22 protein-coding genes and 1 riboswitch are annotated in these 24,159 nt (G+C 35.9%); of the genes, 16 read left to right on the top strand and 6 right to left on the bottom strand.

Annotation, left to right across the window (positions count from 1 at the left end):
• The first annotated feature begins 33 nt into the window (after window positions 1–33).
• Window positions 34–1,287, top strand: a complete 1,254-nt coding sequence (odhB, locus tag LZ480_RS12070) for a 2-oxoglutarate dehydrogenase complex dihydrolipoyllysine-residue succinyltransferase (RefSeq protein WP_241369694.1) — start codon at window positions 34–36, stop codon at window positions 1,285–1,287.
• 95 nt (window positions 1,288–1,382) lie between these two features.
• Here the strand turns inward: odhB and LZ480_RS12075 are convergent, their stop codons facing one another.
• Complete coding sequence (locus tag LZ480_RS12075) at window positions 1,383–1,928, bottom strand: DUF7010 family protein (protein ID WP_241369695.1); 546 nt, start codon at window positions 1,926–1,928, stop codon at window positions 1,383–1,385.
• Window positions 1,929–2,690: 762 nt separating this feature from the next.
• Window positions 2,691–2,876, top strand: a riboswitch (Lysine riboswitch).
• 114 nt (window positions 2,877–2,990) lie between these two features.
• Between LZ480_RS12075 and LZ480_RS12080 the strand changes: the two genes are divergently transcribed.
• The 5 genes from LZ480_RS12080 to LZ480_RS12100 all read left to right on the top strand — a co-directional run bounded on the left by LZ480_RS12080 (window position 2,991) and on the right by LZ480_RS12100 (window position 6,564).
• Complete coding sequence (locus LZ480_RS12080; RefSeq protein ID WP_241369696.1) at window positions 2,991–3,821, top strand: transporter substrate-binding domain-containing protein; 831 nt, start codon at window positions 2,991–2,993, stop codon at window positions 3,819–3,821.
• Between the two features lie 109 nt (window positions 3,822–3,930).
• The gene (locus tag LZ480_RS12085) at window positions 3,931–4,677 is read left to right on the top strand and encodes an amino acid ABC transporter permease (RefSeq protein ID WP_241369697.1); all 747 of its coding nucleotides are present in this window, start codon (window positions 3,931–3,933) and stop codon (window positions 4,675–4,677) included.
• A 1-nt stretch (window position 4,678) separates the two neighbouring features.
• Window positions 4,679–5,413 carry an amino acid ABC transporter ATP-binding protein gene (locus LZ480_RS12090; protein ID WP_241369698.1) on the top strand — a complete coding sequence of 245 codons (735 nt, stop codon included), beginning with the start codon at window positions 4,679–4,681 and terminating at the stop codon, window positions 5,411–5,413.
• A gap of 294 nt (window positions 5,414–5,707) precedes the next feature.
• Complete coding sequence (locus tag LZ480_RS12095; protein ID WP_241369699.1) at window positions 5,708–5,905, top strand: DUF6501 family protein; 198 nt, start codon at window positions 5,708–5,710, stop codon at window positions 5,903–5,905.
• 296 nt (window positions 5,906–6,201) lie between these two features.
• On the top strand, window positions 6,202–6,564 hold the full coding sequence (locus tag LZ480_RS12100) for a nuclear transport factor 2 family protein (RefSeq protein ID WP_241369700.1): 363 nt from the start codon (window positions 6,202–6,204) through the stop codon (window positions 6,562–6,564).
• A 95-nt stretch (window positions 6,565–6,659) separates the two neighbouring features.
• Here LZ480_RS12100 and LZ480_RS12105 read toward each other — a convergent pair whose 3' ends face one another.
• The 3 genes from LZ480_RS12105 to LZ480_RS12115 form a co-directional block, all read right to left on the bottom strand.
• Complete coding sequence (locus LZ480_RS12105) at window positions 6,660–7,769, bottom strand: toxic anion resistance protein (protein ID WP_241369701.1); 1,110 nt, start codon at window positions 7,767–7,769, stop codon at window positions 6,660–6,662.
• Window positions 7,770–7,772: 3 nt separating this feature from the next.
• Window positions 7,773–8,420 carry a 5-bromo-4-chloroindolyl phosphate hydrolysis family protein gene (locus LZ480_RS12110; RefSeq protein WP_241369702.1) on the bottom strand — a complete coding sequence of 216 codons (648 nt, stop codon included), beginning with the start codon at window positions 8,418–8,420 and terminating at the stop codon, window positions 7,773–7,775.
• A 252-nt stretch (window positions 8,421–8,672) separates the two neighbouring features.
• Window positions 8,673–10,400: a methyl-accepting chemotaxis protein gene (locus LZ480_RS12115; RefSeq protein ID WP_241369703.1), complete on the bottom strand. Its 1,728-nt coding sequence runs from the start codon at window positions 10,398–10,400 to the stop codon at window positions 8,673–8,675.
• A 117-nt stretch (window positions 10,401–10,517) separates the two neighbouring features.
• On the opposite strand from LZ480_RS12115, the gene LZ480_RS12120 reads away from it, so the two are divergent.
• The 3 genes from LZ480_RS12120 (at window position 10,518) to LZ480_RS12130 (ending at window position 13,255) form a co-directional block, all read left to right on the top strand.
• Window positions 10,518–10,808, top strand: a complete 291-nt coding sequence (locus LZ480_RS12120; RefSeq protein ID WP_241369704.1) for a DUF1033 family protein — start codon at window positions 10,518–10,520, stop codon at window positions 10,806–10,808.
• Between the two features lie 347 nt (window positions 10,809–11,155).
• Complete coding sequence (locus tag LZ480_RS12125) at window positions 11,156–11,356, top strand: cold-shock protein (protein ID WP_241369705.1); 201 nt, start codon at window positions 11,156–11,158, stop codon at window positions 11,354–11,356.
• A 99-nt stretch (window positions 11,357–11,455) separates the two neighbouring features.
• Window positions 11,456–13,255: a hypothetical protein gene (locus tag LZ480_RS12130; protein ID WP_241369706.1), complete on the top strand. Its 1,800-nt coding sequence runs from the start codon at window positions 11,456–11,458 to the stop codon at window positions 13,253–13,255.
• A 294-nt stretch (window positions 13,256–13,549) separates the two neighbouring features.
• Here LZ480_RS12130 and LZ480_RS12135 read toward each other — a convergent pair whose 3' ends face one another.
• Entirely contained in the window at window positions 13,550–15,154 is a 1,605-nt protein-coding gene (locus LZ480_RS12135; RefSeq protein ID WP_241369707.1) for an ABC-F family ATP-binding cassette domain-containing protein, read from the bottom strand.
• A 487-nt stretch (window positions 15,155–15,641) separates the two neighbouring features.
• Entirely contained in the window at window positions 15,642–16,220 is a 579-nt protein-coding gene (locus tag LZ480_RS12140) for a copper resistance CopC family protein (RefSeq protein ID WP_241369708.1), read from the bottom strand.
• 424 nt (window positions 16,221–16,644) lie between these two features.
• Between LZ480_RS12140 and LZ480_RS12145 the strand changes: the two genes are divergently transcribed.
• From LZ480_RS12145 to LZ480_RS12175, 7 genes are all read left to right on the top strand, one after another.
• Window positions 16,645–17,826, top strand: coding sequence for an MFS transporter (locus tag LZ480_RS12145; RefSeq protein ID WP_241369709.1), 1,182 nt, complete (start codon window positions 16,645–16,647; stop codon window positions 17,824–17,826).
• Window positions 17,827–17,909: 83 nt separating this feature from the next.
• Complete coding sequence (locus tag LZ480_RS12150; protein ID WP_241369710.1) at window positions 17,910–19,034, top strand: hypothetical protein; 1,125 nt, start codon at window positions 17,910–17,912, stop codon at window positions 19,032–19,034.
• A 204-nt stretch (window positions 19,035–19,238) separates the two neighbouring features.
• Entirely contained in the window at window positions 19,239–19,895 is a 657-nt protein-coding gene (locus LZ480_RS12155) for an HAD hydrolase-like protein (RefSeq protein ID WP_241369711.1), read from the top strand.
• Between the two features lie 127 nt (window positions 19,896–20,022).
• Window positions 20,023–21,015, top strand: a complete 993-nt coding sequence (locus LZ480_RS12160) for a serine hydrolase domain-containing protein (RefSeq protein WP_241369712.1) — start codon at window positions 20,023–20,025, stop codon at window positions 21,013–21,015.
• A gap of 104 nt (window positions 21,016–21,119) precedes the next feature.
• A complete protein-coding gene (locus tag LZ480_RS12165; RefSeq protein ID WP_241369837.1) occupies window positions 21,120–21,539 on the top strand; it encodes an SRPBCC family protein in 420 nt (139 codons plus the stop codon).
• Window positions 21,540–21,914, top strand: a complete 375-nt coding sequence (locus tag LZ480_RS12170; RefSeq protein WP_241369713.1) for an ArsR/SmtB family transcription factor — start codon at window positions 21,540–21,542, stop codon at window positions 21,912–21,914.
• A 325-nt stretch (window positions 21,915–22,239) separates the two neighbouring features.
• Window positions 22,240–24,108: an FAD-dependent oxidoreductase gene (locus LZ480_RS12175; RefSeq protein ID WP_241369714.1), complete on the top strand. Its 1,869-nt coding sequence runs from the start codon at window positions 22,240–22,242 to the stop codon at window positions 24,106–24,108.
• Window positions 24,109–24,159 lie beyond the last annotated feature (51 nt).

Consider the following 24,159-nt stretch of genomic DNA (forward strand, 5'->3'; position numbering starts at 1 on the left):
AAATGTATAGCGTTATTAAAGGAGGATATTAACGTGGCTGATATTAAAGTCCCTGAGTTAGCAGAATCAATTACTGAAGGTACAATTGCCCAGTGGGTGAAAAAAGTTGGAGATCGCGTAGAAAAAGGCGAATTCATCGTAGAATTAGAAACAGATAAAGTAAACGCTGAAATTATCTCTGAAGAAGCAGGCGTATTAACACAAATTTTAGCTGAAGAAGGCGACACTGTACTTGTAGGTCAAGTAATCGCAGTAGTTGAAGCTGGCGAAGGCGCAGCACCTGCTCCAGCAGCACCAGCTAAAGAAGAAGCGGCTGCCCCAGCTCCAGCACAAGAAGCTCCAAAAGCAGCAGCACCTGCTCCAGTAGTAGTTGAAGAAACTTCTGGTGAGCGCGTAATCGCATCTCCAGCAGCTCGTAAATTAGCTCGTGAAAAAGGAATCGACTTAGCTGCGATCTCTCCAGTAGATCCACAAGGTCGCGTACGTGTACAAGATGTTGCAGCTCACGGTACAGCTCCAGTTGTACAAGCAGCTGCACCAGTAGCAGCTACAGCGGGTCCAATGATCTTCACGCCAGCTGGTGAAACTGACCGCGTAACAGTTGAAAAAATGTCTCGTCGTCGTCAAACAATTGCAAAACGTTTATTAGAAGTTAAACAATCAACTGCAATGTTAACTACATTCAACGAAATCGACATGACGAACATCATGGCATTACGTAAACGTAAACAAGACCAATTCGTGAAAGCAAACGACATCAAATTAGGTTTCATGTCATTCTTCACTAAAGCTGTAGTTGCAGCACTTAAAAAATATCCATACGTTAACGCTCAAATCAATGGTGATGAAATTCACTTAAACAACTTCTTCGATATCGGTATTGCGGTATCAACTGAAGAAGGTTTAGTAGTACCAGTGGTTCGTGATGCTAACGCTAAGAACTTCGCTGAAATCGAGAAAAACATTGCTGAATTAGCAGGTAAAGCTCGCGACAAAAAATTAGGCTTAAACGACATGGCTGGTGGATCATTCACTATCACAAACGGTGGTGTATTCGGTTCATTAATGTCTACACCAATCATGAACGGTACACAAGCTGGTATTTTAGGAATGCACTCAATCGTTAACCGCCCTGTAGCTGTAAACGGTGAAGTACAAATCCGTCCAATGATGTACGTGGCATTATCTTATGACCACCGTATTATCGATGGTAAAGATTCTGTAGGCTTCTTAAAAACAGTTAAAGAAATGATCGAAAACCCAGAAGATTTATTATTAAACTCATAATTAACACGGAACCCCACAAACACTGTAATATAAGTGTTTGTGGGGTTTTTTTGTTTGTTTTATAAAGGGGGAAAAAATCACCTAATAATAGGTGATTAAACAAGATTGATTTTAAGTTCTCTTTTAATTAAAAGCACTCCAGTACCATACACAATAGATATTGCAAAAGGTACAAGTATGAAAGCATGATCAACAAAGAAGCCACCTAATATTAGAGCAGAGAAACAGGTTCCTAAAGTAACAAATAAGTAAGATTTACTTTTATAAATCCATATATAAGGTAGAAAATGAGAGCCTGCAAGCAAACCAATTGTGAATGGAAGGTATTCAGGTATGTTCATATACACAATTATAAATACAGGTATATAAAAAGCTTGAGGAGCTGCAACTATTCCCCCTAAAGTGCCTAAAGGATTGTTAGTAGCGTTTAAATTAACGCCAAGAATTTTACTGATGAAAATGCCAAGAGGAAAAATGACACCTAAACCAAATATCCAAATTAAATGTACAATTTCTATTGGGAAAACAAAGTACATTAGCATGAAAATTAAAAAGACGACAGCTCCAGATAGCAAAATTGGGAATCCTTTTTTTGCTTCAAAAATAATTTCTTGTTGTAAACTATCAAGTGTTTTACTCATATACACATCACCTTTCTAAAAATTAGTAGATTGTCTAAATAATATAACTATTAACTAATATTACCATATATAAACGATTGATGGTAATTAATGTATTATCTTTTTTCGAAGGTTAAGAGGAATTTACAATAGAAGGGATATTTATGATTCATATAACTAATGTATTTCCAGATTCATTTTGCAGAATATTTAGAAAATATTGCGCGGGAAATAAGTATAGAAATTTCAAAATATTCTGTGCGAAAAATAAAATTCAATTTATTAAAGATAGCTACTACGGAACCGTAATGTGTACTTTATGTAAAAGACATTTAATAAAAGAATAGGTAAGATGATGAAGCAACAGTCTGTATTTTGCATGCAGTAGCTTTTTTTATGGTTAAAAACAGAATATTGAATTTCGCATAAAAATCTATTTCGATAGGAAATCGAAGTCGAACAATCATTGAATTCGATTCACGTAAAGCCTCGCAACAATGAGTGTCAGCACTTATTTTCGTATGACATTAGTATTGTCCGCAGTCAACACGCGATAATTTCGACTTTTGGCGTAATGCAATCGGGACATTTTTTTAAGTAGAGAAGCATAATGTATTAGAAGAAATATCGATTTCAAATGTAAGTGTTCATGAGCGCCGTATATTTAGTTGGGAAAATTGCGTATTCTTAGAAAATCGTTAACTATCTGAAAATTGCTTATTGACGGATATATAACATTAATGTAATATAAACATATCAATTTCATATCAAAACCTCACAAACTCGTGAGGTAGAGGCGCGATATTTATTAGTTTTTTATGGAGCCATTGAGCTGGCTAAGAAGTTTGAAAGAAGGAAATGTCGCCGAAGTGTTGTTAACGCTCGAATTAATAATGCTGGGTCTGTAGTGAATAATTGCAGAACTGTCTCAATCATCATCCCGGATGATTGAGTTGTGCTATCTCAAAATGGGAATGTAGAGGATTTGGGCTAACTGTACACGTATAACGACCTAAAGACTTCTTTTAGGTCGTTTTTAGTATCTGTAAAACCCAAAAATTATAAAAAAAGGAGAGATTTGCTATGAAAAAGAAATTATTAATTTTCCTAACAGCGATGATGACAATGCTAGTATTAGCAGCTTGTGGATCAGGTGATGAAAAAACAGGCGAATCAGGTAAAAAGGTTTTAAAAGTAGGGATGGAGGCAGCATATGCACCATTCAACTGGTCACAAAAAGATGATTCAAACGGCGGCGTAGCAATTAAAGACTCTAAAGAATATGCAGCAGGTTATGACGTAGAATTCGCGAAAAAAATCGCGGAAGGTTTAGATATGGAATTACAAATTGTTAAAACAGACTGGGACGGTTTAATCCCATCATTACAATCAGGTGCGATTGATGTAGTAATTGCAGGTATGTCACCAACAGCTGAACGTAAAGATACAATTGATTTTTCGGAAAACTATTATACCAGTGATTATGTAATCGTTGTAAAAGCAGATGGACCATATGCAAACGCCACATCATTAGCAGACTTCTCAGGTGCAAAAATTACAGGTCAGCAAGCTACAACACACTATGATGTAATTGACCAAATTCCTGGCGTAAAAAAACAAGTGGCAGGTACTGACTTTGGTGCAATGCGCGTACAATTACAATCAGGTGCAATTGATGCCTATGTATCAGAGCGTCCTGAAGGGATCTCTGCTGAAATGGCTCTTAAAAACATTAAATACATCGTACCAGAGCCAAACTTCGAAGCTGACCCATCTGCAACAGCTGTAGCAGTAGGTCTAAAAAAAGGCTCAGATTTAACGGAACAAATCAACAAAGTTTTAGCTGAAATTTCGGAAGAAGAGCGTCAAAAGATAATGGAAGACGCTATTGCAAACCAACCAGCAGCCGAGTAAGCTGCTAAACAAATAGGTTGTCTTGCCGGCAAACGAGCGAGACAGCCTTTTGTGATTTTTAGGTAAAATTTAATCATGTGAAGTGTGAAAGTATAAGGAGGACTACTCGATGGTATTTTTAGAGTCAGTATGGAGCTTGTTTACTAACAACTGGGATTTATTCCTACGCGGTGCATGGACAGCATTACTACTTGCAATTATCGGGACAATTTGTGGTACGTTGATCGGATTTTTCATTGGCATTATGCATACAATTCCACAGCGTAAACGCAATGCAAAAACAGTTATTATAAAAATCTTTAACTTTATTTTGACAGCGTATGTAGAAATTTTCCGTGGAACGCCAATGATGGTTCAAGCAATGGTAGTATTCTATGGTTTAGTATATTTAGGTGTTGATATTGACCGATTCTTAGCAGCGTCAATTGTAATTAGTTTAAACACAGGTGCCTATATGGCAGAGTATGTGCGCGGTGGGATTGTGTCAATCGACAAGGGGCAATTTGAAGCAGCACAAGCAATTGGTATGAATCACTTACAAACAATGATTCACATCGTTATTCCACAAGTTGCACGAAATATTTTACCGGCAACAGGGAACCAATTCGTAATGAATATTAAAGATTCCTCTGTATTAAGTGTTATCTCGGTTGTAGAGCTATTCTTCACAGCGAACTCAGTAGCCGGCAGTAACTACCGCTATATCGAATCATTTTTCATCGCAACGGTGCTATACTTCATTATGACGTTTGCTGTAACGCGTATTTTACTAATGTTCGAGAAGAAAATGGACGGTCCAGAGAGCTACAAAGTGGAGCTTATTACTGGGAACAAGCTAGAAAAGGGTGGTGAATAACATGTCAGTCGTTATTGATATTCAACATTTGAACAAAAAATTTGGTACAAACGAAGTATTAAAAGATATGAATTTCCAAGTAAACAAAGGTGAGGTAGTAACGTTAATTGGTTCATCAGGCTCTGGTAAATCAACACTTTTACGCTGCATTAACTTACTAGAAACTCCATCAGCTGGTTCGATTATTTACAATGGTGAAAACATCTTAAATGAAGGCCACAATATCGAAAATTACCGTACACATTTAGGCATGGTATTCCAGCAGTTCAACTTATTTAACAACTTAGATGTGTTAAACAACTGCATGGTTGGCCAAATGAAAGTATTAAAGCGTTCAAAAGAACAAGCTCAGCAAAATGCGATGAAATATCTTGAATTAGTGGGTATGTCTGCTTATAAAAATGCCAAGCCAAAGCATTTATCTGGTGGACAGAAGCAGCGTGTTGCAATCGCTCGTGCGCTTGCAATGGATCCAGATGTCATGTTGTTCGACGAGCCAACTTCAGCTCTTGACCCAGAAATGGTAGGGGAAGTATTAAAAGTAATGCGTCATTTAGCGGATCAGGGGAACACAATGTTAATTGTAACGCATGAAATGGAATTCGCAAAAGAAGTTTCAGACCGAATTGTTTTCATGGATAAGGGTGTAATTGTTGAAGAAGGTCATCCATATGACGTACTTGTAAACCCACAGCATGACCGTACAAAAGAATTCTTAAAACGAACATTACGGTAAAGTAATTCTAGCTAATATATTAATATAAATAAGCTCGCAAAATTGCGAGCTTATTTTCGTGAGTTGTATTCGCTTATAAGTATAAAAACAATTGCAAAGGCAATCGCAATGGCGAAAAACCACATCGGAAGGCTACCAAATGCCATTTAATATCCACCTCTCGCTTGTGAGTGTAACACGGAGTATAGAGCCAAATCAAACTTCCAAAAGTAAATTTGACTCTAGACTTTCATCTAGTATGAAAATCGTATAAAATAAGATAGAATTCATTTACGTAAAAGTGAGGTATTTTTAATGTTACATTTAAAATGGAAAGATGCACCGACAATCCGCACAGTAAAATGTGTCCACACGAACGCATCAAAATATTTAGTATCAAATGTATTAACAGTTGGTAAAGAGTATGCAGTAAAAAACGAAACAGAAGAGTTCGTATTCGTCATCGATAACACAGGCGAAGTTGGCGGTTATTACAAAGAATACTTCGCATAATGAAACGAAAAATAACACCATTTCTCAAATTTGAGGATTGGTGTTTTTTTAAATTCACTCTGTAGTTTTCCTTTAAAGTGAGTCTTGTCACGCACGCGTTGTGATATTTTTAGCATTCGTACTATTATTGCCTAGGTACAGCTCCAACATTTTCCTCGTACAGACACTTTTTATTGGATATTTATGTTAATGTTGTATTAAAGATTGTGAAGAAATTCCCTTAAACAAATCCAAGTAGGCTAGTTGCATTGAAGAGGACTAATATCAAAAATATTAACTGAAAAAGGTGACTATAAATGGCGTATAAATCTTTAAAAGAACAGTTATTACAACTAGAGGAAAAATTATTGAAACCAGAAATCAGGACATCAAAAGAAGAGCTATCTAATCTACTAGCAGACAATTTTTTTGAATTCGGAAGCTCAGGAAAAGTATTATACAAAGACGAAAACATTGGAGAGATGAGTCTTAGCGTAGTACAAATGAAGTTGAGTGATTTTGAAATTCATCCAATGTCAGAAGAAATCGTTTTAACAACCTATCGAATTTATAACGAAATGAATAACGAACATTCATTACGCAGTTCGATATGGAAATTAATTGACGGACATTGGAAGATGCATTTTCACCAAGGGACAAAAATTACTTCTTCGCTCTAATTAAAATAAGAGTTTAAAAAAGCCGAAACCTTGATAAATCAACATTTCGGCTTTTAGTAAAATTCAGGCTCAAACACCCTTTTTGGAGCATTCCCTTAATTGTGTTCCAAAATCGTATGCTCAATCTCGTTGCGTTTTTCGTCGGTGCTTACCTGCATGCGTAGGGTATCCTCAATATCTTGTAACAGTTGCATTTGGGTTGCTTTGAAGCGGTCTACGTCTGTATGTGATAGGGTAGGGCGCTTGCTGTTTTTTTGTACTTCAAGCATTTTTCCACCTTTGCGCATCATTTGTTCTGAAGCGTTCATTAAACGTTCTTGAGACTGCATAGCACGGCGTTGGTTGTTCATGCTAAGAAGCATACTAATTTGCTGCTGCCAGAGCGGGATAGTGGTCATAATCGACGTTTGAATCTTTTCAATAAGCATTTGATTGGTCTGCTGAATTAACCGGATTTGAGGAGCATATTGAATGGCCACCTCTCGTGATAATTCTAAATCATACATACGGCGGTCAAGCCATTCGATTTGCATTTGAATATCTTTTAATTCATGTTGCTTAAACGGATCAGCATCTTCAGAAATAGCTTTTTCAATAGATGGCAATACGACATCGGAAATATGCTGTTTTTTTATTTCTAATGTGGCGATGAAAACGTTGATTTCTTGAAAGTAGTCTTCGTTCATCGCATAAAGCTCATTTAGAAATTGGTAATCGCTTAGTAAGGCATGTTGGTTATGCTCGAGTTGGATGCTTAAACGGTCAATACGCTTAGAAAGCTTATTATATTGTGTCATCACTTCTTGAATCGATTGCTTTGGTCTACTGAAAATCTTTGCAAAAAAGCCCTTTTTCTGCTCAATTAACGCATCCGGATCAATGAGCTCTAAGTGGTGCAGTAAATCGTTTAACACATCGCCAACTTTGCGCACATCTTTTCGCTGTATGTAATTGAGCATTTGTGAGGTGAATTTTTTTAGCGCTTCTTGTGATGGTAGACCAAAAGCAAGCACATCTTCATATTGTTTAGGTTCTAAATGGAGTGCCAGCTTTAATGAACGCTGCTTCATATCGTTTGAAAGTGACGCGAAAAGCGGTGATGTTGCATTGTTCGCAACATTCACCGCAAAATGATCTTTACTAACTTGAATATCCACATTGTCACTTGTTGTGAACGCTTCAAATGGATTATGGTTATTTGTCATAGCTTATTCACCGCCGATTTTTAATCGATCTTTTCGCTTTTCGTTCGACATTTTTGCAAAATCTAACTCGATTTTTAAATTTTCAATGTCTGAAGATAGAGCGCTTTTTAAATCATCTTCTATTGTTACTTGTAGCTCTTTTAATGTTCTACGTGTATCTTCTAGTGCTAAATGAATATCTGTACCAGGAATTTGTTCTTTTGTAAGTAACGTATATTTATCAGAAAGCTGCACCGCTGATGGTAGGTGAGCATAGAAGAAATCTTCTACCGCATAAAATTTTTGCGGATTTGATTGTACGATATTGATGATGCGCTTTGCTAGTTTGGACATTTCGTTAATTTGTTTGAACGAACGAACTGAACGTACTCGTACATATTGTTGGTTCAGTGCTTGTACATGTGATTTTGCTTGTTTCAATTGGGCCTCGATTAACTTATACTCTGATTTCGAAAAGCCGATTTTTTTACTTTGGCTTGATTTTTGGATGAACAATGTAATTTTGTTACTTGCGTAGTATGCTACAATAGCAAGAGGTAGCGATAATAGGCTAGCCATGCTAGGTATATTAATAATCGCAACAACAAGTGCAGTAGTAGCTACTAAAAAGTTGAGTATGTGTCTTGTTAAAAAATTGGTAGGACCAAGCATTTTCGTACCTCCTTTACTGGTTACTAATTTTACGAATGAAACTGAAAAAGGTTTCGTTTTCCTATATCTATCGTAACAATTTTTTTCATGCGAAAAAAGTAAAAGGCTTAGGCCAACACGATGTTGGTCATCAGGCGTTGCCGCACGATGCGGCGTTCTTAGCCTGAGTTCCCCTATTCAGTCGGGGTTTGAACCCCACTGAATCAAGTTAAAAAGAAGCAAAACTATCCTGCTTTGCTTCTTTCATGAGTATTAATGCATTAAACGCTCTTTTTCAATTGCGGCAATTAAATCATTAATATAGCTAATTACTTGTTTTGAAGCAGCTTCAATATTATGTAGATGCTGTTCGGCCTTTCCTAAATTACCGGCGTTATACGCTTCAACTGCTGCTCTAGCAGAAATATGTACCTGTTCATGGTGATGATCTAATTCGTGGTAAGCATGGTGGTCGCTAAAGCGCAATTTCGTTTTTTCTGATGAATACCATTTACCTAGACGACAATCACGATGTGAAGAAACATCAGATGGTGAAAGCTTTTCTAAACCTAAGAACATGTTGTATACTCGCCATTTCCATAAAATATGGTCGGCTTTTGATAATAATAATAAAGAAATGCTAGATAGCTGTACGTTGGTCGATGTTGTTACTTCATTTCGGAAGCGTGTTATTTCTTGACCTAATTTATGAATGTCACGGGATGTGTCATTTCCGAAACCTCGAATATCTTCCTGTAAGTTAGAAATTTGTACCATGCGTACTGAAATTTCATCGATGGAAGCGGCTTGTTCTTGCGAAGCAGCGGCAGTTGTCGTGACATCCATATTGATGCTTTCAATAATTTCAACGATGGAATTGAGCAAAGGTAAAGATTCCTTTGCTTCACCTGTCGCTTCACGAATAATCGTTGTTGTTTCAGAAATGGATGATGCAACATTGTTTGAATACGATTTTAATGATTGAACATTCGCTGATACTTTAGTTAATGCTGAAACAGTGTTTTCTGCAAGCTTACGTACTTCCTGTGCTACAACCGCGAAGCCTTTACCATGATCACCTGCTCGGGCAGCCTCGATCGAAGCATTTAAAGCTAATAAATTTGTTTGATCTGCAATTTGGTTAATAAGTGTTACTACACTTTCAATATCGTCTACATGTTTTTGTAATTCTTTGAAGCTATGTACAATTTCAGTGAATGTTTCTTCGGTTGTGAAGATTTCCTGAAGGGCATGTTCGATGGCATGCTTACCTAGCGCGGCATTATTAACGGATTCATTTGTTTTTTCGGCAATATTCGATGAAGTACGGGCAATTTCTGCAATAGAAGCAGCTAGTTGTTGGGACGCTGCAGTCGAGCTAGCAATATCATCAGACTGTCTATCTAAGCGTTGAACTAAATCCTTCATATACATAATATTAGCGTTTGCATCGGTTAAGGAAGCTAATTCTTCAATGATATTTTCAAGTAAACGCTCTTGCATGACTTCAATTAATATTTCCTGCTCGATATTGACTGCTGCTGATACAGATTTCATATATTGGAATGCAACATGTGGCTTCATACCAAAATGATGCAGTACTAGCGTTGTAATGTAAAATGAAAATTGATTGAAGACAACAATTAATTTACCAGATTCAAATTTATTTTCACGTAGTAAATTGAAAAATTTTATTGTTTGGTCAACGTATTCATGGTTTCGCTCAGCTAAGAAGAAATTCTGTAAATAACGATCTATTTGACTATTTGAGATATTATTTTGGCCATTAGGTGAAATCTCGATTAAATACTTGTTGAATATTTCTTGCATTGTTGGTGATACATCCGCAACACGCTCAAATAAATTTTTTAAGTCTTCTTGATTTTTTAATTTGAAATTATTGAATGCTAATGTTTCTTTAAAACGGCCAGTAGCAGTTATATCTGTACCACGTTCAAATAAGTCATGTAATTCAGCTTTTGGTTTTAATGCAGAAAACATTGTAAATATCCTCCTTAGATTTGACACTCCCATAATTTTATCATACACAAATGTTCAATAATAGACATAATTGTTCGGGTTGTTTTAATATATAGGGAAGAAGAGGTGTTAGAAATTATGTATAAAATTATCTATATGAAAGCAGATTACGAGCCCTGGTGGCAGTTTGAGGGCTGGGAAGAGTTCATTGTTTCAGAGCAATTTTTTGAAACCGACGAACAGCTCCAAGCAACTTTACAGTCCACATTACAAAAGTTTCGTGCAAATTATGAAAATGAAACATGCAAAAATGAGCTCTTTTATGCCTTTTGGTCAGAAGATGAATGTGAATTTTGCGAGGCGTGTGATGAGGAAGCGCAAATTTATCATGGCATTATTGTACTTACACCGGAAAATATACAAATCTAAAATGATTTACGTTAAAATTGGTAGAATTCAAAATAATGTAATTGACATCCATAAAATTGGATTTTATACTTAATTTAACAATTTAAATTGCAATGCCGAACAAGTAGATTCACATATTACAAAAAGTAATCGATTTAGTTGAACGGTACTTTCTGTAATATGTGAATTTTTTATTTGCTTTTTAACTTGATTCAGCGGGGGGTCAAACCCCGGCTGAATCAAGTTAAGCCCCGGCGGATGTCACAGATTTTTTAGGTGAATTTTTCAAGCGAGCTTGAAAAAATCTGGACGCAATTACGCTGAGGCGTATTTGAATTGTTCACTTTTATTTTTGGGGGTTTTCACAAATGAAACAAGGTAAAGTAAAATGGTTTAACTCAGAAAAAGGTTTTGGCTTCATCGAAATTGAAGGAGAAAACGATGTATTCGTACATTTCTCAGCAATCCAAGGTGAAGGTTTCAAAACATTAGAAGAAGCACAACAAGTGGAATTCGAAGTGGTTGAAGGCAATCGTGGACCTCAAGCTGCTAACGTTACGAAATTATAATCCATATTAATTCAAAAGCCACACAAAAATGATTGTGTGGCTTTTTATAATATTGTAAAAAGTGTTTATAAATGCATTGGGGTGGGGGTATTGAATAATTTGAATAACAATGATCTTTTTTCAAAGGGGACATCGAAGCGAAATAAGCCTTTCATTTATATGGGCGTTATTGTGGTGTGTATTGTATTAGTGACTTTAACAATTACAAGGCAATCACAAGTAGTAAAACAAAATATTGAATCTGAACCAACGAAAGACGCTCAACCAGTCGTTGAAAATCCAATCAGCGAAATTTATTTAAATATTGCCCAATATGAATACTTTTATCGAAATTGGGTAATAGAGTCAAAAGAATCGGCTACATTCAATGCACTCAGTCAGGGAATTCGGATGTATTCACTATTCGATTACCTTAAACAGCAAGGTATTGAACTATCCTCAGAAAAAGAGCAATTACAGCGAAAACTTATAGCAGAACAGCTATCCTATGATTTACAAGATCCGCAATTTAAAGCATATTTCGATACAATGCTTGCAAAATTAAAAATAAAAGAACAGGATTACATAGATCATTACTTGTTTATTGATAAAAAGTATGAAATTTTAGAACGTGAAATGTTTGAAACAGGGAAAGGTCTAACTGATGATGGTTCAGGATTTATGAGCTATCCAAGTGGCGAGCAAGAAGAAAAATTCAAAAATAAAGTAGGCATATCCATTGATTATTTAGAATATTTAGTGCTACAAAAACCAATCCGCCTTCAGCCTATGGAGCCACAACCAGCACTTATGTCTGGCGGACATCGATTTGAGTTTGCAAGAGGTAAGAATGGTGAACTTATTTTTACGACAGAGGAATTTCCTCCGATGAATTTTCCTGATGCACAAAGAGATTTGTTATTAGAACTGAAATATCAGCATTCATTAACGGATTTATCGAGATATAATTATAAGCAGTATCAAGAACTGCTAGAACAAATAGCCGAAACAAATGATCAGCAATCAGTAATTGCCAAAGATATACTTGTTTTATTTGATATTGCGCATGATATATTAGAGATGGATTTTGGTCAGCCTGTAACATATCATTTCGATGAAATTCCTACATTTGATAAAAATACATTGAGAAAGCATAAAGAAATAACGCTCAAAATCTATGAACATGAATATTTATTCCGAACGGAAGGTATTCCTCAGCAATTTTATGCTTACCGAATGGCCAATGAGCAAATGGTTGAGATATATGGTTTATTTAATTATTTGGAACAAAATTTTGACGTCACATTAGATGAAGAAACGGTAGATGCGCTTCGTGTAAAGGCAAATGAAACTCTACAACAGCAAATGCAAAATGCATATTTTAAAAAGTATATCGAGGCATTACTAACTAAGTTTGACATAACTATTGATACTTATATTGATGATTACTTATTAGTTCTGGCAGAATACGAAACACTTAAAGAAAAGATGTATGAGCAACATATTGGTCTTGATATAAAGGGGCGTTACAATATTGGGGAAGTATATGCTAGTTACCGGAATGCAGCGAACTTTTCTTGGAAAGAGCTGTATTCAACAATGGATACGCTCAATAACGCTGAATTGATTGAAGCACTCGATCCACAGCCTGAACTGCCATTTGACTTACCTGAATATCCATTACAAGTAGGGATTAATGCAAAAGGGGATTATGTATTTATTGGCGTAGATACACTAGAAATGTGGTTAACAGAGCAGCAGCTACAATTTTTAAAAGAGCTTGTTACAAACAACTCACTACCACCTTTATCACGCTACTCAATCCAGCAATATCAAGATGTATTAAAACAAATGGATCCAAACAATACGATGAGAAATCAACTTATAGAAATTTTGGGTATCTATAGTAATTCGATATAAGATGCCTAATACTAAAAGGATTTTTAGAAATAGGTTTGGAAACTTGTTAATGCTGCTGTCTGTAACTTGCAGGCAGCAGCTTTTTTAGATTTATGAAGAAGATAAACAATGAATGAAGCATGGTGTTCGAGTGTTTAAAATAGCTAACTATCCTAATAAAAGTTAGTTTACCATTCGTAGTTCGTACCGTAAAGATGTGCTATTTTTGATTCGGGTTTTACTTACCTTTGAACGAAATAAAAATCCCCCAAATATCCCTAAAATTAGGGCATTTGGAGGATTTGAGAGCAGTGATTATTTTAAGCCTTGCTCATCTTTCCAGTCTAGGAATTCATCGTAAGTTAATTGCTTATCTAAAATTGAACCGTCTTCACGGATTTCAATTACGCGGTTTGCAATTGTTTGAATGAATTGGTGGTCATGAGATGTGAAAATCATCGCACCTTTGAAACGGATTAAGCCTTCATTTAGCGCTTGAATTGATTCAAGGTCTAAGTGGTTCGTAGGCTCATCTAATAATAATACGTTCGAGTTCGATAACATCATTTTAGAAAGCATGCATCGTACTTTTTCGCCTCCTGAAAGAACTGCAGGTGACTTTTTCACTTCTTCACCAGAGAATAACATACGACCTAAGAAGCCACGTAAGAAGCTTTCTGTTTCGTCTTCAGGTGAATATGGGCGTAACCAGTCTACTAATGATTTCTCGCTTCCAGTGAAGTATTGGTCATGATCCATTTCGAAGTAGCTTTGAGAAGTCGTAACACCCCATTTGAATGTACCAGCTTCAGCTTGTTGGTTTTCTGTTAAGATGTCCATTAATGTAGACTTCGCAATTGTGTTACCTATTAAAATGATTTTGTCATCTTTGTTCAATGAGAAACGAATGTCTTTGAATAACGTTGCGCCTTCGTGTGAAGCAGTTAAACCATCAACTGTTAATACGTCGTTACCGATTTCACGACCGATTTGGAAGTTGATGAATGGATATTTACGGCTTGATGGTTGGATATCATCTAGTTCAATTTTATCTAACATCTTTTTACGAGATGTTGCTTGAGAAGATTTTGATGCGTTTGCAGAGAAACGTGCAACGAATTCTTTTAACTCTTTAATTTTTTCTTCTTTTTTCGCATTTTGGTCAGCCATTAACTTTTGTGCTAATTGAGAAGACTCATACCAAAAGTCATAGTTACCAACATATAGCTTAATTTTACCGAAGTCTAAGTCAGCGATATGTGTACATACTTTGTTTAAGAAGTGACGGTCATGCGAAACAACGATTACAGTGTTTTCGAAGTTCATTAAGAACTCTTCTAACCATTTGATTGCCTTAATGTCTAAGTGGTTGGTAGGCTCATCCAGTAAAAGAACATCTGGTTGACCAAATAAAGCTTGAGCAAGTAATATTTTTACTTTGTCAGAACCTTCTAAGTCAGCCATTTGCATATAGTGTAACTCATCGCCAATACCTAAACCGTTTAATAATGAAGCTGCATCTGATTCAGCTTCCCAACCGTTCATGTCTGCGAATTCGCCTTCAAGTTCAGCAGCACGCATCCCATCTTCATCTGTCATTTCTGGCAGCATGTAGATGGCATCTTTTTCTGCTTTTACTTTCCATAGACGTTTGTTACCCATAACAACAGTATCAAGTACTGTGAACTCATCGTACTCGAAGTGGTTTTGGCGTAATACAGATAAACGCTCATCTTTACCCATTGATACGTTACCTTCTTGCGCCTCGATATCACCAGCTAAGATTTTTAAGAATGTTGATTTACCAGCACCGTTTGCTCCGATTAAGCCGTAACAGTTCCCTGGATTAAATTTAATATTTACATCGTCAAATAATTTACGGTCACCATATCGTAGACCAACGCCTGATACTTGAATCATGTAAGTACCTCCCAATAATTTTCGTTTAAATTTTAGATTGCTTTCAAAAGGAGATTTCTCTTTTGCACACAATGTTTCTATTATAGCACGTCCACTTGCTAAATTAAATAACAGTTGCTAGTTAAAAGTGGTGAAATGTTAATGAAAGGATTGACTTTTTAGTTATCTGAGGTAAAAGAATGTGAAAGAATGAACTGTTTAAATGGTATAAAGGTGAGTGAGGGTAAGAGAAGGCTCATTTCATCATATATTGTAAGATAGTGCTATTGATTGCTAAATAAATATCACTATTATTCTCCTCCTCCTATAGGGACATATTAGTTATTGCAACGCTTGTAGGATTTGTAATTAAAAAAAGGAAGATCGACAAATAGAAAAAGGGAATACCATCAGTTAAAAAAGGCATTCCGCAATTAGATTAATTGAAAAACTTGATGAAATAATATAGGCAAAGATATAGAAAAAATTGGCTTATTTCGAAAAAAGATTATTTATTTTTCTTGCGCTTTACATAAGTTCTCTTATAGCTATAGATAGTTACAACAGTTATTATAAGTAAAATAATAGTTATGACAATTATTAGTGACCATATAGAATTTCCATCTTCAGAATCGGTTTCAGTTTTTAATGTATCTACAATTTTTGTTACATCTGATGCTATTTGCTTACTGGTATCTGCTCCTGGAACCGTTTCGTTATTAGTATCAGAAGCAACCGCATTTATTGTAAATGAAAATGAACCTGATAATGGGTGTCCGTCTTCACTAATACTATCCCATTCAACCTTATAGGTGTCATTAGGAAGGGGAGAAGCTAATGTACCAGTTAATACACTATCATTTATAATAAATGATTCCATTGCCATTTCGGCCCCATCACTTGCAAGTACTTTAAAGATACTGCCTTCTTCAATTTTACCTGAATAGTTTAAATCAATCTTTTGTATTTCCTCTGTTATTGTCGCGCCATCTGTAGGATTTGTTGAATCTAAGTACGTGTGTGCGTAAGTCTTAGGAACAAAGAATAAAAATGCAGCAACAAGCGTAAATAATAGTTGTTTCAACATTCGAATAACTTCCCTTCATAATCATTTTTACTCACTCCTAAATGTAGAGATAATGCCACTTTTACACATTTGGAAAAATAATTTCTTGTGAAGGAGTGATAATTTTAGTATGACCCAAAATATGTAGAAATATTTGGGGACACTATTCTATGAACGGAAGTGGTTTTTATCTTTAAAGTTAAGAAAAATCTAAATCAATTTTTTATCCCTTTTTTGTATCCTTACTTCAAGCACCCCAAAAAGTAACCTGTTTCATACCAACTTTTTTAAAGCTGTGTTGCTATAATGGCAACATAGCTTTATTTATGTATGCGGTATGAAGCCATGCTAAAAGAGGTGTTCTTTAAATAATCTTTTTAATTGTCAGACATCTAAGGGTTATGTTTTACTAACTAACATAGGAATAAGAGAAAGAGGATATACGATGAATCAGAAAAATATAAGAAGTATACTACTTATTTTAATAGCAATCTTTCTGGTATCTATAAACTTGCGACCTTCTGTAACATCTGTTGGACCAATTTTATCTACAATTAGTGAGGCACTTAATGTTTCAAGCACACAAATAAGCTTATTAACGTCAATCCCAGTTTTCTGCATGGGGTTATTTGCACCACTTGCTGTACCATTTCAAAAAAAATTCGGTTATAAATGGTCGATTACACTATTATTAGCGTTGATCGGTGTTGCAACGTCAGCACGTATCTTTTTTTCAAGCTATAGCGCACTGGTAATTACAAGCTTTTTAGCTGGTTTTGCAATTGCGATAATTAGTCCGATGATCAATGCTTTCATAAAAGAAAAATTTCCAACAAAAATAGCGCCGGTAATTGGGCTATATTCATTTGCGATTGGCTTTGGTGCGACATTAAGCTCAGGCTTTACCGGAATTTTTTACGAAAGTTTTGAAGGTAACTGGGCATTAGCGCTTGGAGTATGGGGCGTACTTGCAGTTGTCGCAATGATTAGCTGGTTACTTACGGTCGATTCAGGACAAGCGAAACTGGCGCAAGAAGCTTCTACAGAGCCTGCACGTAATCCATGGAAAAACGGGCTTGCCTGGACAATATTAATATACTTTGGTTTTCAAACGTCGCTGTTCTTTAGCTTAACGACATGGTTAGTATCGATTGCAGAAGAGCAGGGGATGAGCTTACTTACAGCAGGTTCTGTATTAACATTAATGACGATAGTGCAATTAGTTGGTAATATTGTAATTCCATCAATGATTAACAAATTCCCAAATCGTATTGCGTGGCTATTTGGATTAGTCTTTATGGGATTAATTGGCTCAGTATTCTTCTTTATCGATGTTAATTGGGCGATTTGGGTTGGCACGGTTATTTACGGGGCAGTTTTAAGTGGATTATTTCCAATTGGCTTAATGCTGCCACTTGATGAAGCGAAAAATAATCAAGAGGCAAATGAATGGAGTTCAATGGTGCTTTCAGGCGGCTTTATGATGAGCGCGGTTATACCTCTTGTCATTGGCTATGTATTCGACATAACTGGAAATCACTTTATAACTAAGCTAATTTTCGTAACTTTATTCATTCTGATGTCAATTTCGATTTTCGTAATGCAAAAAATGAAGAAATCCTTATAATGAGTAAGTAGTCGAGTATTCGGCTACTTTTTATTTGAATAGAGTTAAGTTTACATAATCTTATTATTGTAAAGGAGTACATTGTGAAAAAATTCATATTAATTTGTATTGTGTTGCTTCTTGCTGCCTGTTCGGATTCAACTGAAAAGGCAACATGGGTAGCACAAAATATCCCGAACGAAAAAAAGGACCTTGCACCGACGTATCCAGATGAAGTAGCTGTCTATTCACCAAATGTAAACACAACTGGACAGGTCATTAAGCAAAAAGAGCGCGAAAAATGGATTTTAGTAAATGCACAAGAGGTTGCAGGGCATCCAAATGTTCTTGTACATAATAAAATGCTTACACTTGGAGAAGTTGTAGCGGTTGATGCGGTCAACAATATTTCACTCATCCATATCCGAAATAGTACTAAATATGAAGTTGCAGAAATTGTGCCATTTACAACAACAAGAAAAGGTGAGCAAGTTACGGCAACCTCTCAGCAAATTGAAGCACTCCTTCAACAAGCAATAGATGAGCCGATTGACTGGCAACAGCGCTATGAGAAAAACCGCACTCTGCTTGAAGGATTAGAGCGGAAGACGCATGAGAATTTTACAACGTACTATAGCAAAAACTTATTTACGTATAATAGCGATGAACTAAAGTATGCCGCAATGCAGCTTATCGACACGCTTAATAAAGCTATTAATCAACATCATTTTGATGAGCTTAATCTACTTATTAGTTCAGATGATGTGAAAGAGGAAATGACGTATGTAACAAACCCAATTAATGGTTTTAAAATTAAAGAAGCGAAAAGAGATGGTGTCTATTATTTTGTAAATGGAGTGGATGAAAACAAAGAAGATGTTCGATTAACTTTTATTCTTGAAGACCAATTATACAAACTAATTGGCGCGAATATTATCAACACAGATGACATAATAGATGAAAAAATTGTTACGATTGACGTTATCGAACAAAAAAAGCTGAGTGAAGTACCAGCACTTGAAATGTTTGCAAACAAACATCTTACAAATATCAAAATTAAAACACCAGACTTAACTTGGCAACTTTCGTATAAAGATAACAAAATTGCAGTTCAAAAAGATGGCAAAGCAAGCTATAGCTGTAGTGAGGCCAAAATTCAGAACAATGTACTCACTTTAATCGGCTGTGGACCACAAAATGTGAGCGTACCGCTTGTGAAATTGAAGTAAAACCAGGAGAGATTTGCTACATTGCAAGTCTCTTTAATCATTTGTAACATATTATCAGACACTATATATTATTGATTAATAAATTATAATAAGCCAACAAGGCAATAACAAATCAACATGAACTAATCAAATATATGGAACTTTATTTGGAAATTTTAGTTACACTATATAGATACAAGAAAAAACAAAAGGGGCGTATACAAATTGAACATTGCTATCATTTTTGATATGGACGGAACATTATTTCAAACAAATCGAATTTTAGAACCTGCACTTGAAGTCACTTTTCAGCAATTACGTGAAATGGAATTATGGGAAGGCATTACTCCAATAGAAAAATATCGTGACATTATGGGCGTGCCACTAACAGTCGTGTGGGAAACTTTATGTCCACAGCACACAGATGAAATGCGTGAAAATACTAATCGTATTTTCCAAAGTGCACTTATTAAACTGATTGAAAATGGAAATGGCGCATTGTATGAAGGTATCGAATATACACTAGAAAAATTAGAGCAAGACTATCCATTATTCATTGCTAGCAATGGACAAACAGCTTATTTACAAGCAATTGTCGAATACTACCAATTATCACGTTGGATTAAAGGGGTTTATAGTATTGATCGTATCGCATCAGGTAACAAATCTGAGCTTGTAGCGCTTGTCATAAAAGAACATAGTATCAAACAAGGATTTGTAATTGGAGACCGAGCATCTGATATTAAAGCTGCTGCAGACAATCAACTAACATCAATTGGCGTAGATTTTGATTTTGCCCAGGAAAATGAACTGCAAAAGGCTGACTTTGTAGTGAAACGATTTGAAGAAATTAATACTATCGTAAAAGATAAAACAAGCTAAGATTAATATAAAAAAGTAGATATCAAATGTTAAATAAAGAGTTGAGAAGGATATCGAAGTAAATGGCTTACCAAGTTCATTTGATCTAGGAGGGTCATTTTTATCGGGAATCGGGAGGATGAGCGATTTGGTTAAAGAAATAATAAAGGCAGTTGAAAATACATACAAAACATTAAATTGTACTGGTGCAGCACTAATTCTATATCAAAATAATGAATTGAAAATAGAAAAATATTGGGGCTATCAAAGTGCAAAAGAGGATGCGAGAGCGGTTCAAGCAGATACGAAATTCCATCTTGCATCATGCCGTAAAAGTTATGTAGCTTTTGCTGTGGCCTATGCGTTACATGGAGGTTTTATCCGTTCTCTAGATGATGAAATACTTCAATATCTACCATCTAATCAACAGCTTACCGTGTATAAGGGAACAACGATTCGCCATCTTGTTACACATTCACATGGTTTAAATGACAATACTGGAGAAGTAATAAGAGAGTTCAATTCAGGTACTAGCTGGGCTTATCGCGGTATAAACGTTGAGTTAATCTCACAAATTATTCAACATTCGACTAAACGCACGATAGCTGAAATCCTGCAAACAGAAGTATTTTTGCCATTAAGTTTAAAAGAAACAAATTGGCACAACACATATGACAAAACATTTGTCGAAGTAATCGGAATAGATACAAATCCACATTGGTCAGCATCTCAAAATGTAGATGGTAGTAAAATGAATATGTATGCCTCTGCTAGGGATTTTGCACAGTGGGGCTTACTGCATATTAACGAGGGAAGTTACGACGGACAAGCTATTATAAATCCAGAATTATTAAAGCTCGCGACAACGATACAAAGCCCGAGGTTTTCAAACAAGGAACTACCAGAGAATGGAATCTTCTGGTTTGTAAAAGGTTCTCAAGTAGCTGCATCTGAAATCGGTGAAAATGTTCCAAATGATGCTTATCAAATACTTGGTTATACAACCGTTACGCTACTAGTAATTCCAAGCGAAAATATTGTAGCAGTACGTGCGTTTAATAGCTTTGGTAATCCAAAAGGCTATGATTATCTACGTGATGTGAAAGACTTTGGAAACGTAATTGTACAATGTTTTCAATAGATAGGTGGAGGCAAATTATTATTGACATGAAACCAAATGGTTTTATATAATGTGGGAAGTGAAACCAAATGGTTTTATATTCGAAGAGAAAAGTAGGGGAATTAATGGAAAAAACATTACAAGATATAAAACAGACTGTTGTCATTGAAGCACAGATTCAAAAGGTATGGGAACAAGTATCTACTGCTGAGGGCATTGCAGCATGGTTCATGCCTAATGATTTTCTAGCACAAGTAGGACATGAATTCCATTTTCAATCACCTTTTGGACCTTCTCCTTGTAAAGTGATAGAAATCCAGCCGCCAAATCGTCTTTCTTTTTCATGGGATGTGGAAGGATGGTTTGTTACCTTTATTTTAAAAGAGCTGGGAGAAAAGACTGAGTTCACACTTATTCATGGAGGTTGGAAACAGTCAGATGAACTAATAGGGAAAGCGAACGAAAAGGCTTCGGTTATTCACGATAGAATGTCTGGTGGCTGGATTAACATTATCGGAAATCTTCGTAAGTCATTGGAGAGCTAAATGTCCGCATCTCAACAAAAGTATGATGTATTTCAAGCGATTGCTGACCCAACGCGAAGAGAAGTTCTAAGATTACTTGCAGTTAAAGAATTACCTATTTCAGAAATTACATCCCATTTTCCAATCAGTCGTACCGCAATCGCCAAACATCTCCGCATCCTTTCAGAAGCTGAACTAGTAAGTGGACATAAGGTAGGAAGAGAAAAAATATTCCGACTGCATCCTGAGCCGTTAACGGAACTAAAGCAATGGCTTGCTTTTTACGAGCAATTTTGGGAAAACAAACTTTCTATATTGAAGCATATTGTGGAAGGTCACGGGGAAAATAGGCTAAAAGTGATAAAATCTGAATCTACAGGAGACCGTCATATTTAATTGCCGGTCTTCTTTATGTATCAAATAGAAGAATGGGTTTCCGCCGAAAATAAGTAACACTGAGTAAATTCATCTTTTGTAACGGATTTCCTCAGAGTTGGATATTAATAAAATTAAGTTTACATAATCTTATTATGGATTATTCTCATTCTTATTCTTGATGGCTATCATTATGAAATGGCAGCAACGATATGAAAAGATTGGTTATTACTTGAAGTTGTCAAATCAATTTACTTATACAAAAGTAACTTTCTCAACATATCCATAGAATTTCTTCTGTACTAATGTATAATTTGAAAAGAGATAACATTCAACAGGGGGCATCATGAAAAATAAAAAACTACTCTTATCTATCGCTATTATAGCCGTAATCATCACAGCAATATATGTTATTTATGTCATTACCAAACCAAAAATATTAAAACAATCATACGAAACGCCGATCACACTTCAAACATTTGATAACGAATATGATGTCATTGTTATTGGGGGGGAACCAGAGGGCGTTGCTGCAGCGGTAATGGCTGCCCGTAGTGGTTCGAAGACATTGCTCATCGAAAAGCGCGAAGATTTAGGCGGCCTGTTTACATTTGGTATGCTCAATTTTTTAGATATTCCCAAAAGCAAAAACGAAAGAAACATAAGCAGAGGCGTATTTGAGGATTGGCATGAATTAGTTGGGAACGGTAACGGATTTGATATTCAAGATGCAAAGGCAGCTTTTAAACAACTCGTTTATGCTGAAGAAAATTTAACATTAGCAGTTAATACAACTGTTAATAATGCAATGATGCACAATAATACCGTAACCGGGGTCGAAGTTGAAAATCAATATGGAGCTTTTCCAATTAAAGGCAAGGTGTTTATCGATGCCACTCAAGATGCAGATTTTGCAGTAATGGCACAGGCACCATACTTTGTAGGTGGTAGAGATATTGGCATAGAAGATAAAAAAATGGCTGTCACTTTAATGCTTCATTTGAAAAATATTGAATGGCGTGGCGTTAAAAAGGCCGCGAAATCTGAAAAGTTTGGTCCTGCAACGGTAACACGTTCTGTTGCTTGGGGGTTTTCGGATCTACATAGTATGTATCAGCCTGTAGAAAGCAATACACGCTTACGGGGATTGAATTTAGTAAAACAAGGCGAGGATTATTATATTAATGCATTACAAATTTTTGATGTCGATGGGCTGGATGAAGCAGCTAAAGTAGCAGCGATTGAAAAAGGAAAACGCGAGACGCTACATATTGTCGATTATTTGCGCAAAGAATTTAGTGGATTTGAAAATGCTGAAATTGTCAGTAATCCAACTGAGTTATACGTTCGTGAAACGAGACATATTTTAGCAGAATACCAACTTCAGATGTCAGATATTTGGACAAACATGGATCATTGGGACAATATAGGGTATGGTGCTTATCCAGTAGATGTCCAAGCACAAACTCCACAGGATTATGGCTATGTCTTATCAACACCAGAGCAATATGCGATTCCGTTTCGTTCGCTAGTGCCATTAGAAATTGATGGACTACTTGTTGTAGGACGTTCTTCAGGCTATTCGTCTCTAGCAGCGGGGAGTGCACGAATTGTCCCAACTGGAATGGTGACAGGCGATGCAGCTGGTATTGCAGCTTCACTTGCTATTCATGAAGGGATTACGGTCAGAGAATTAAGTAAGGATGAAGAGTTAATTGAACAGTTGCGCACCAATTTGAAGCAGCAAGGTGCATTTGTCGATCATATAACTTCTACTTACCCTTATCAGGATGAATGGTTCGATCAATCTATTCAATTGTTAATGGATTATGGATTAGTAGTTGCAGGCTATCAAAATGAATTGCCCATTGAAAAAGAAGTAACCATGCATAATTTTATGAATATGCTGATGAGCGCATCGAAACGAATGGCATTAGAAAATTCAGCAGCTTTCAGTGACCAGCTACAAATAAGCTATGATGTCATGTATAGTAAAGAAAATAGAGTGCTTGATTTACAGGAAGCAAGTGACGTAATAGCATTTATTTTTCTAAATGAATCAACGTCAAAAGACAATTGGGCTAGCCTAATTGATGCCGAAATAATTAGTGAAAAAACCGCAAAACATATCGAATTAACAAAGCATCCTTTAACTATGAAGGAGCTTTACGCAATTTGTGCAGATGTAATGCGCTACATGGAATCTCACGAGTAAAAACTTATACGAAATGCCACAAACATTGATTTAACTTGATTAAAGTTTGTG

The organism is Solibacillus palustris, from assembly GCF_022549215.1.
Classification (GTDB): Bacteria; Bacillota; Bacilli; order Bacillales_A; family Planococcaceae; genus Solibacillus; species Solibacillus daqui.

What these genes read in the sequence shown, in the direction of transcription:
- LZ480_RS12075 (WP_241369695.1), bottom strand. Translation starts at nt 1,928, where the DNA reads ATGAGTAAAACACTTGATAGTTTACAACAAGAAATTATTTTTGAAGCA.
- LZ480_RS12080 (WP_241369696.1), top strand. Translation starts at nt 2,991, where the DNA reads ATGAAAAAGAAATTATTAATTTTCCTAACAGCGATGATGACAATGCTA.
- LZ480_RS12085 (WP_241369697.1), top strand. Translation starts at nt 3,931, where the DNA reads ATGGTATTTTTAGAGTCAGTATGGAGCTTGTTTACTAACAACTGGGAT.
- LZ480_RS12090 (WP_241369698.1), top strand. Translation starts at nt 4,679, where the DNA reads ATGTCAGTCGTTATTGATATTCAACATTTGAACAAAAAATTTGGTACA.
- LZ480_RS12095 (WP_241369699.1), top strand. Translation starts at nt 5,708, where the DNA reads ATGTTACATTTAAAATGGAAAGATGCACCGACAATCCGCACAGTAAAA.
- LZ480_RS12100 (WP_241369700.1), top strand. Translation starts at nt 6,202, where the DNA reads ATGGCGTATAAATCTTTAAAAGAACAGTTATTACAACTAGAGGAAAAA.
- LZ480_RS12105 (WP_241369701.1), bottom strand. Translation starts at nt 7,769, where the DNA reads ATGACAAATAACCATAATCCATTTGAAGCGTTCACAACAAGTGACAAT.
- LZ480_RS12110 (WP_241369702.1), bottom strand. Translation starts at nt 8,420, where the DNA reads ATGCTTGGTCCTACCAATTTTTTAACAAGACACATACTCAACTTTTTA.
- LZ480_RS12115 (WP_241369703.1), bottom strand. Translation starts at nt 10,400, where the DNA reads ATGTTTTCTGCATTAAAACCAAAAGCTGAATTACATGACTTATTTGAA.
- LZ480_RS12120 (WP_241369704.1), top strand. Translation starts at nt 10,518, where the DNA reads ATGTATAAAATTATCTATATGAAAGCAGATTACGAGCCCTGGTGGCAG.
- LZ480_RS12125 (WP_241369705.1), top strand. Translation starts at nt 11,156, where the DNA reads ATGAAACAAGGTAAAGTAAAATGGTTTAACTCAGAAAAAGGTTTTGGC.
- LZ480_RS12135 (WP_241369707.1), bottom strand. Translation starts at nt 15,154, where the DNA reads ATGATTCAAGTATCAGGCGTTGGTCTACGATATGGTGACCGTAAATTA.
- LZ480_RS12140 (WP_241369708.1), bottom strand. Translation starts at nt 16,220, where the DNA reads ATGTTGAAACAACTATTATTTACGCTTGTTGCTGCATTTTTATTCTTT.
- LZ480_RS12145 (WP_241369709.1), top strand. Translation starts at nt 16,645, where the DNA reads ATGAATCAGAAAAATATAAGAAGTATACTACTTATTTTAATAGCAATC.
- LZ480_RS12165 (WP_241369837.1), top strand. Translation starts at nt 21,120, where the DNA reads ATGGAAAAAACATTACAAGATATAAAACAGACTGTTGTCATTGAAGCA.
- LZ480_RS12170 (WP_241369713.1), top strand. Translation starts at nt 21,540, where the DNA reads ATGTCCGCATCTCAACAAAAGTATGATGTATTTCAAGCGATTGCTGAC.
- LZ480_RS12175 (WP_241369714.1), top strand. Translation starts at nt 22,240, where the DNA reads ATGAAAAATAAAAAACTACTCTTATCTATCGCTATTATAGCCGTAATC.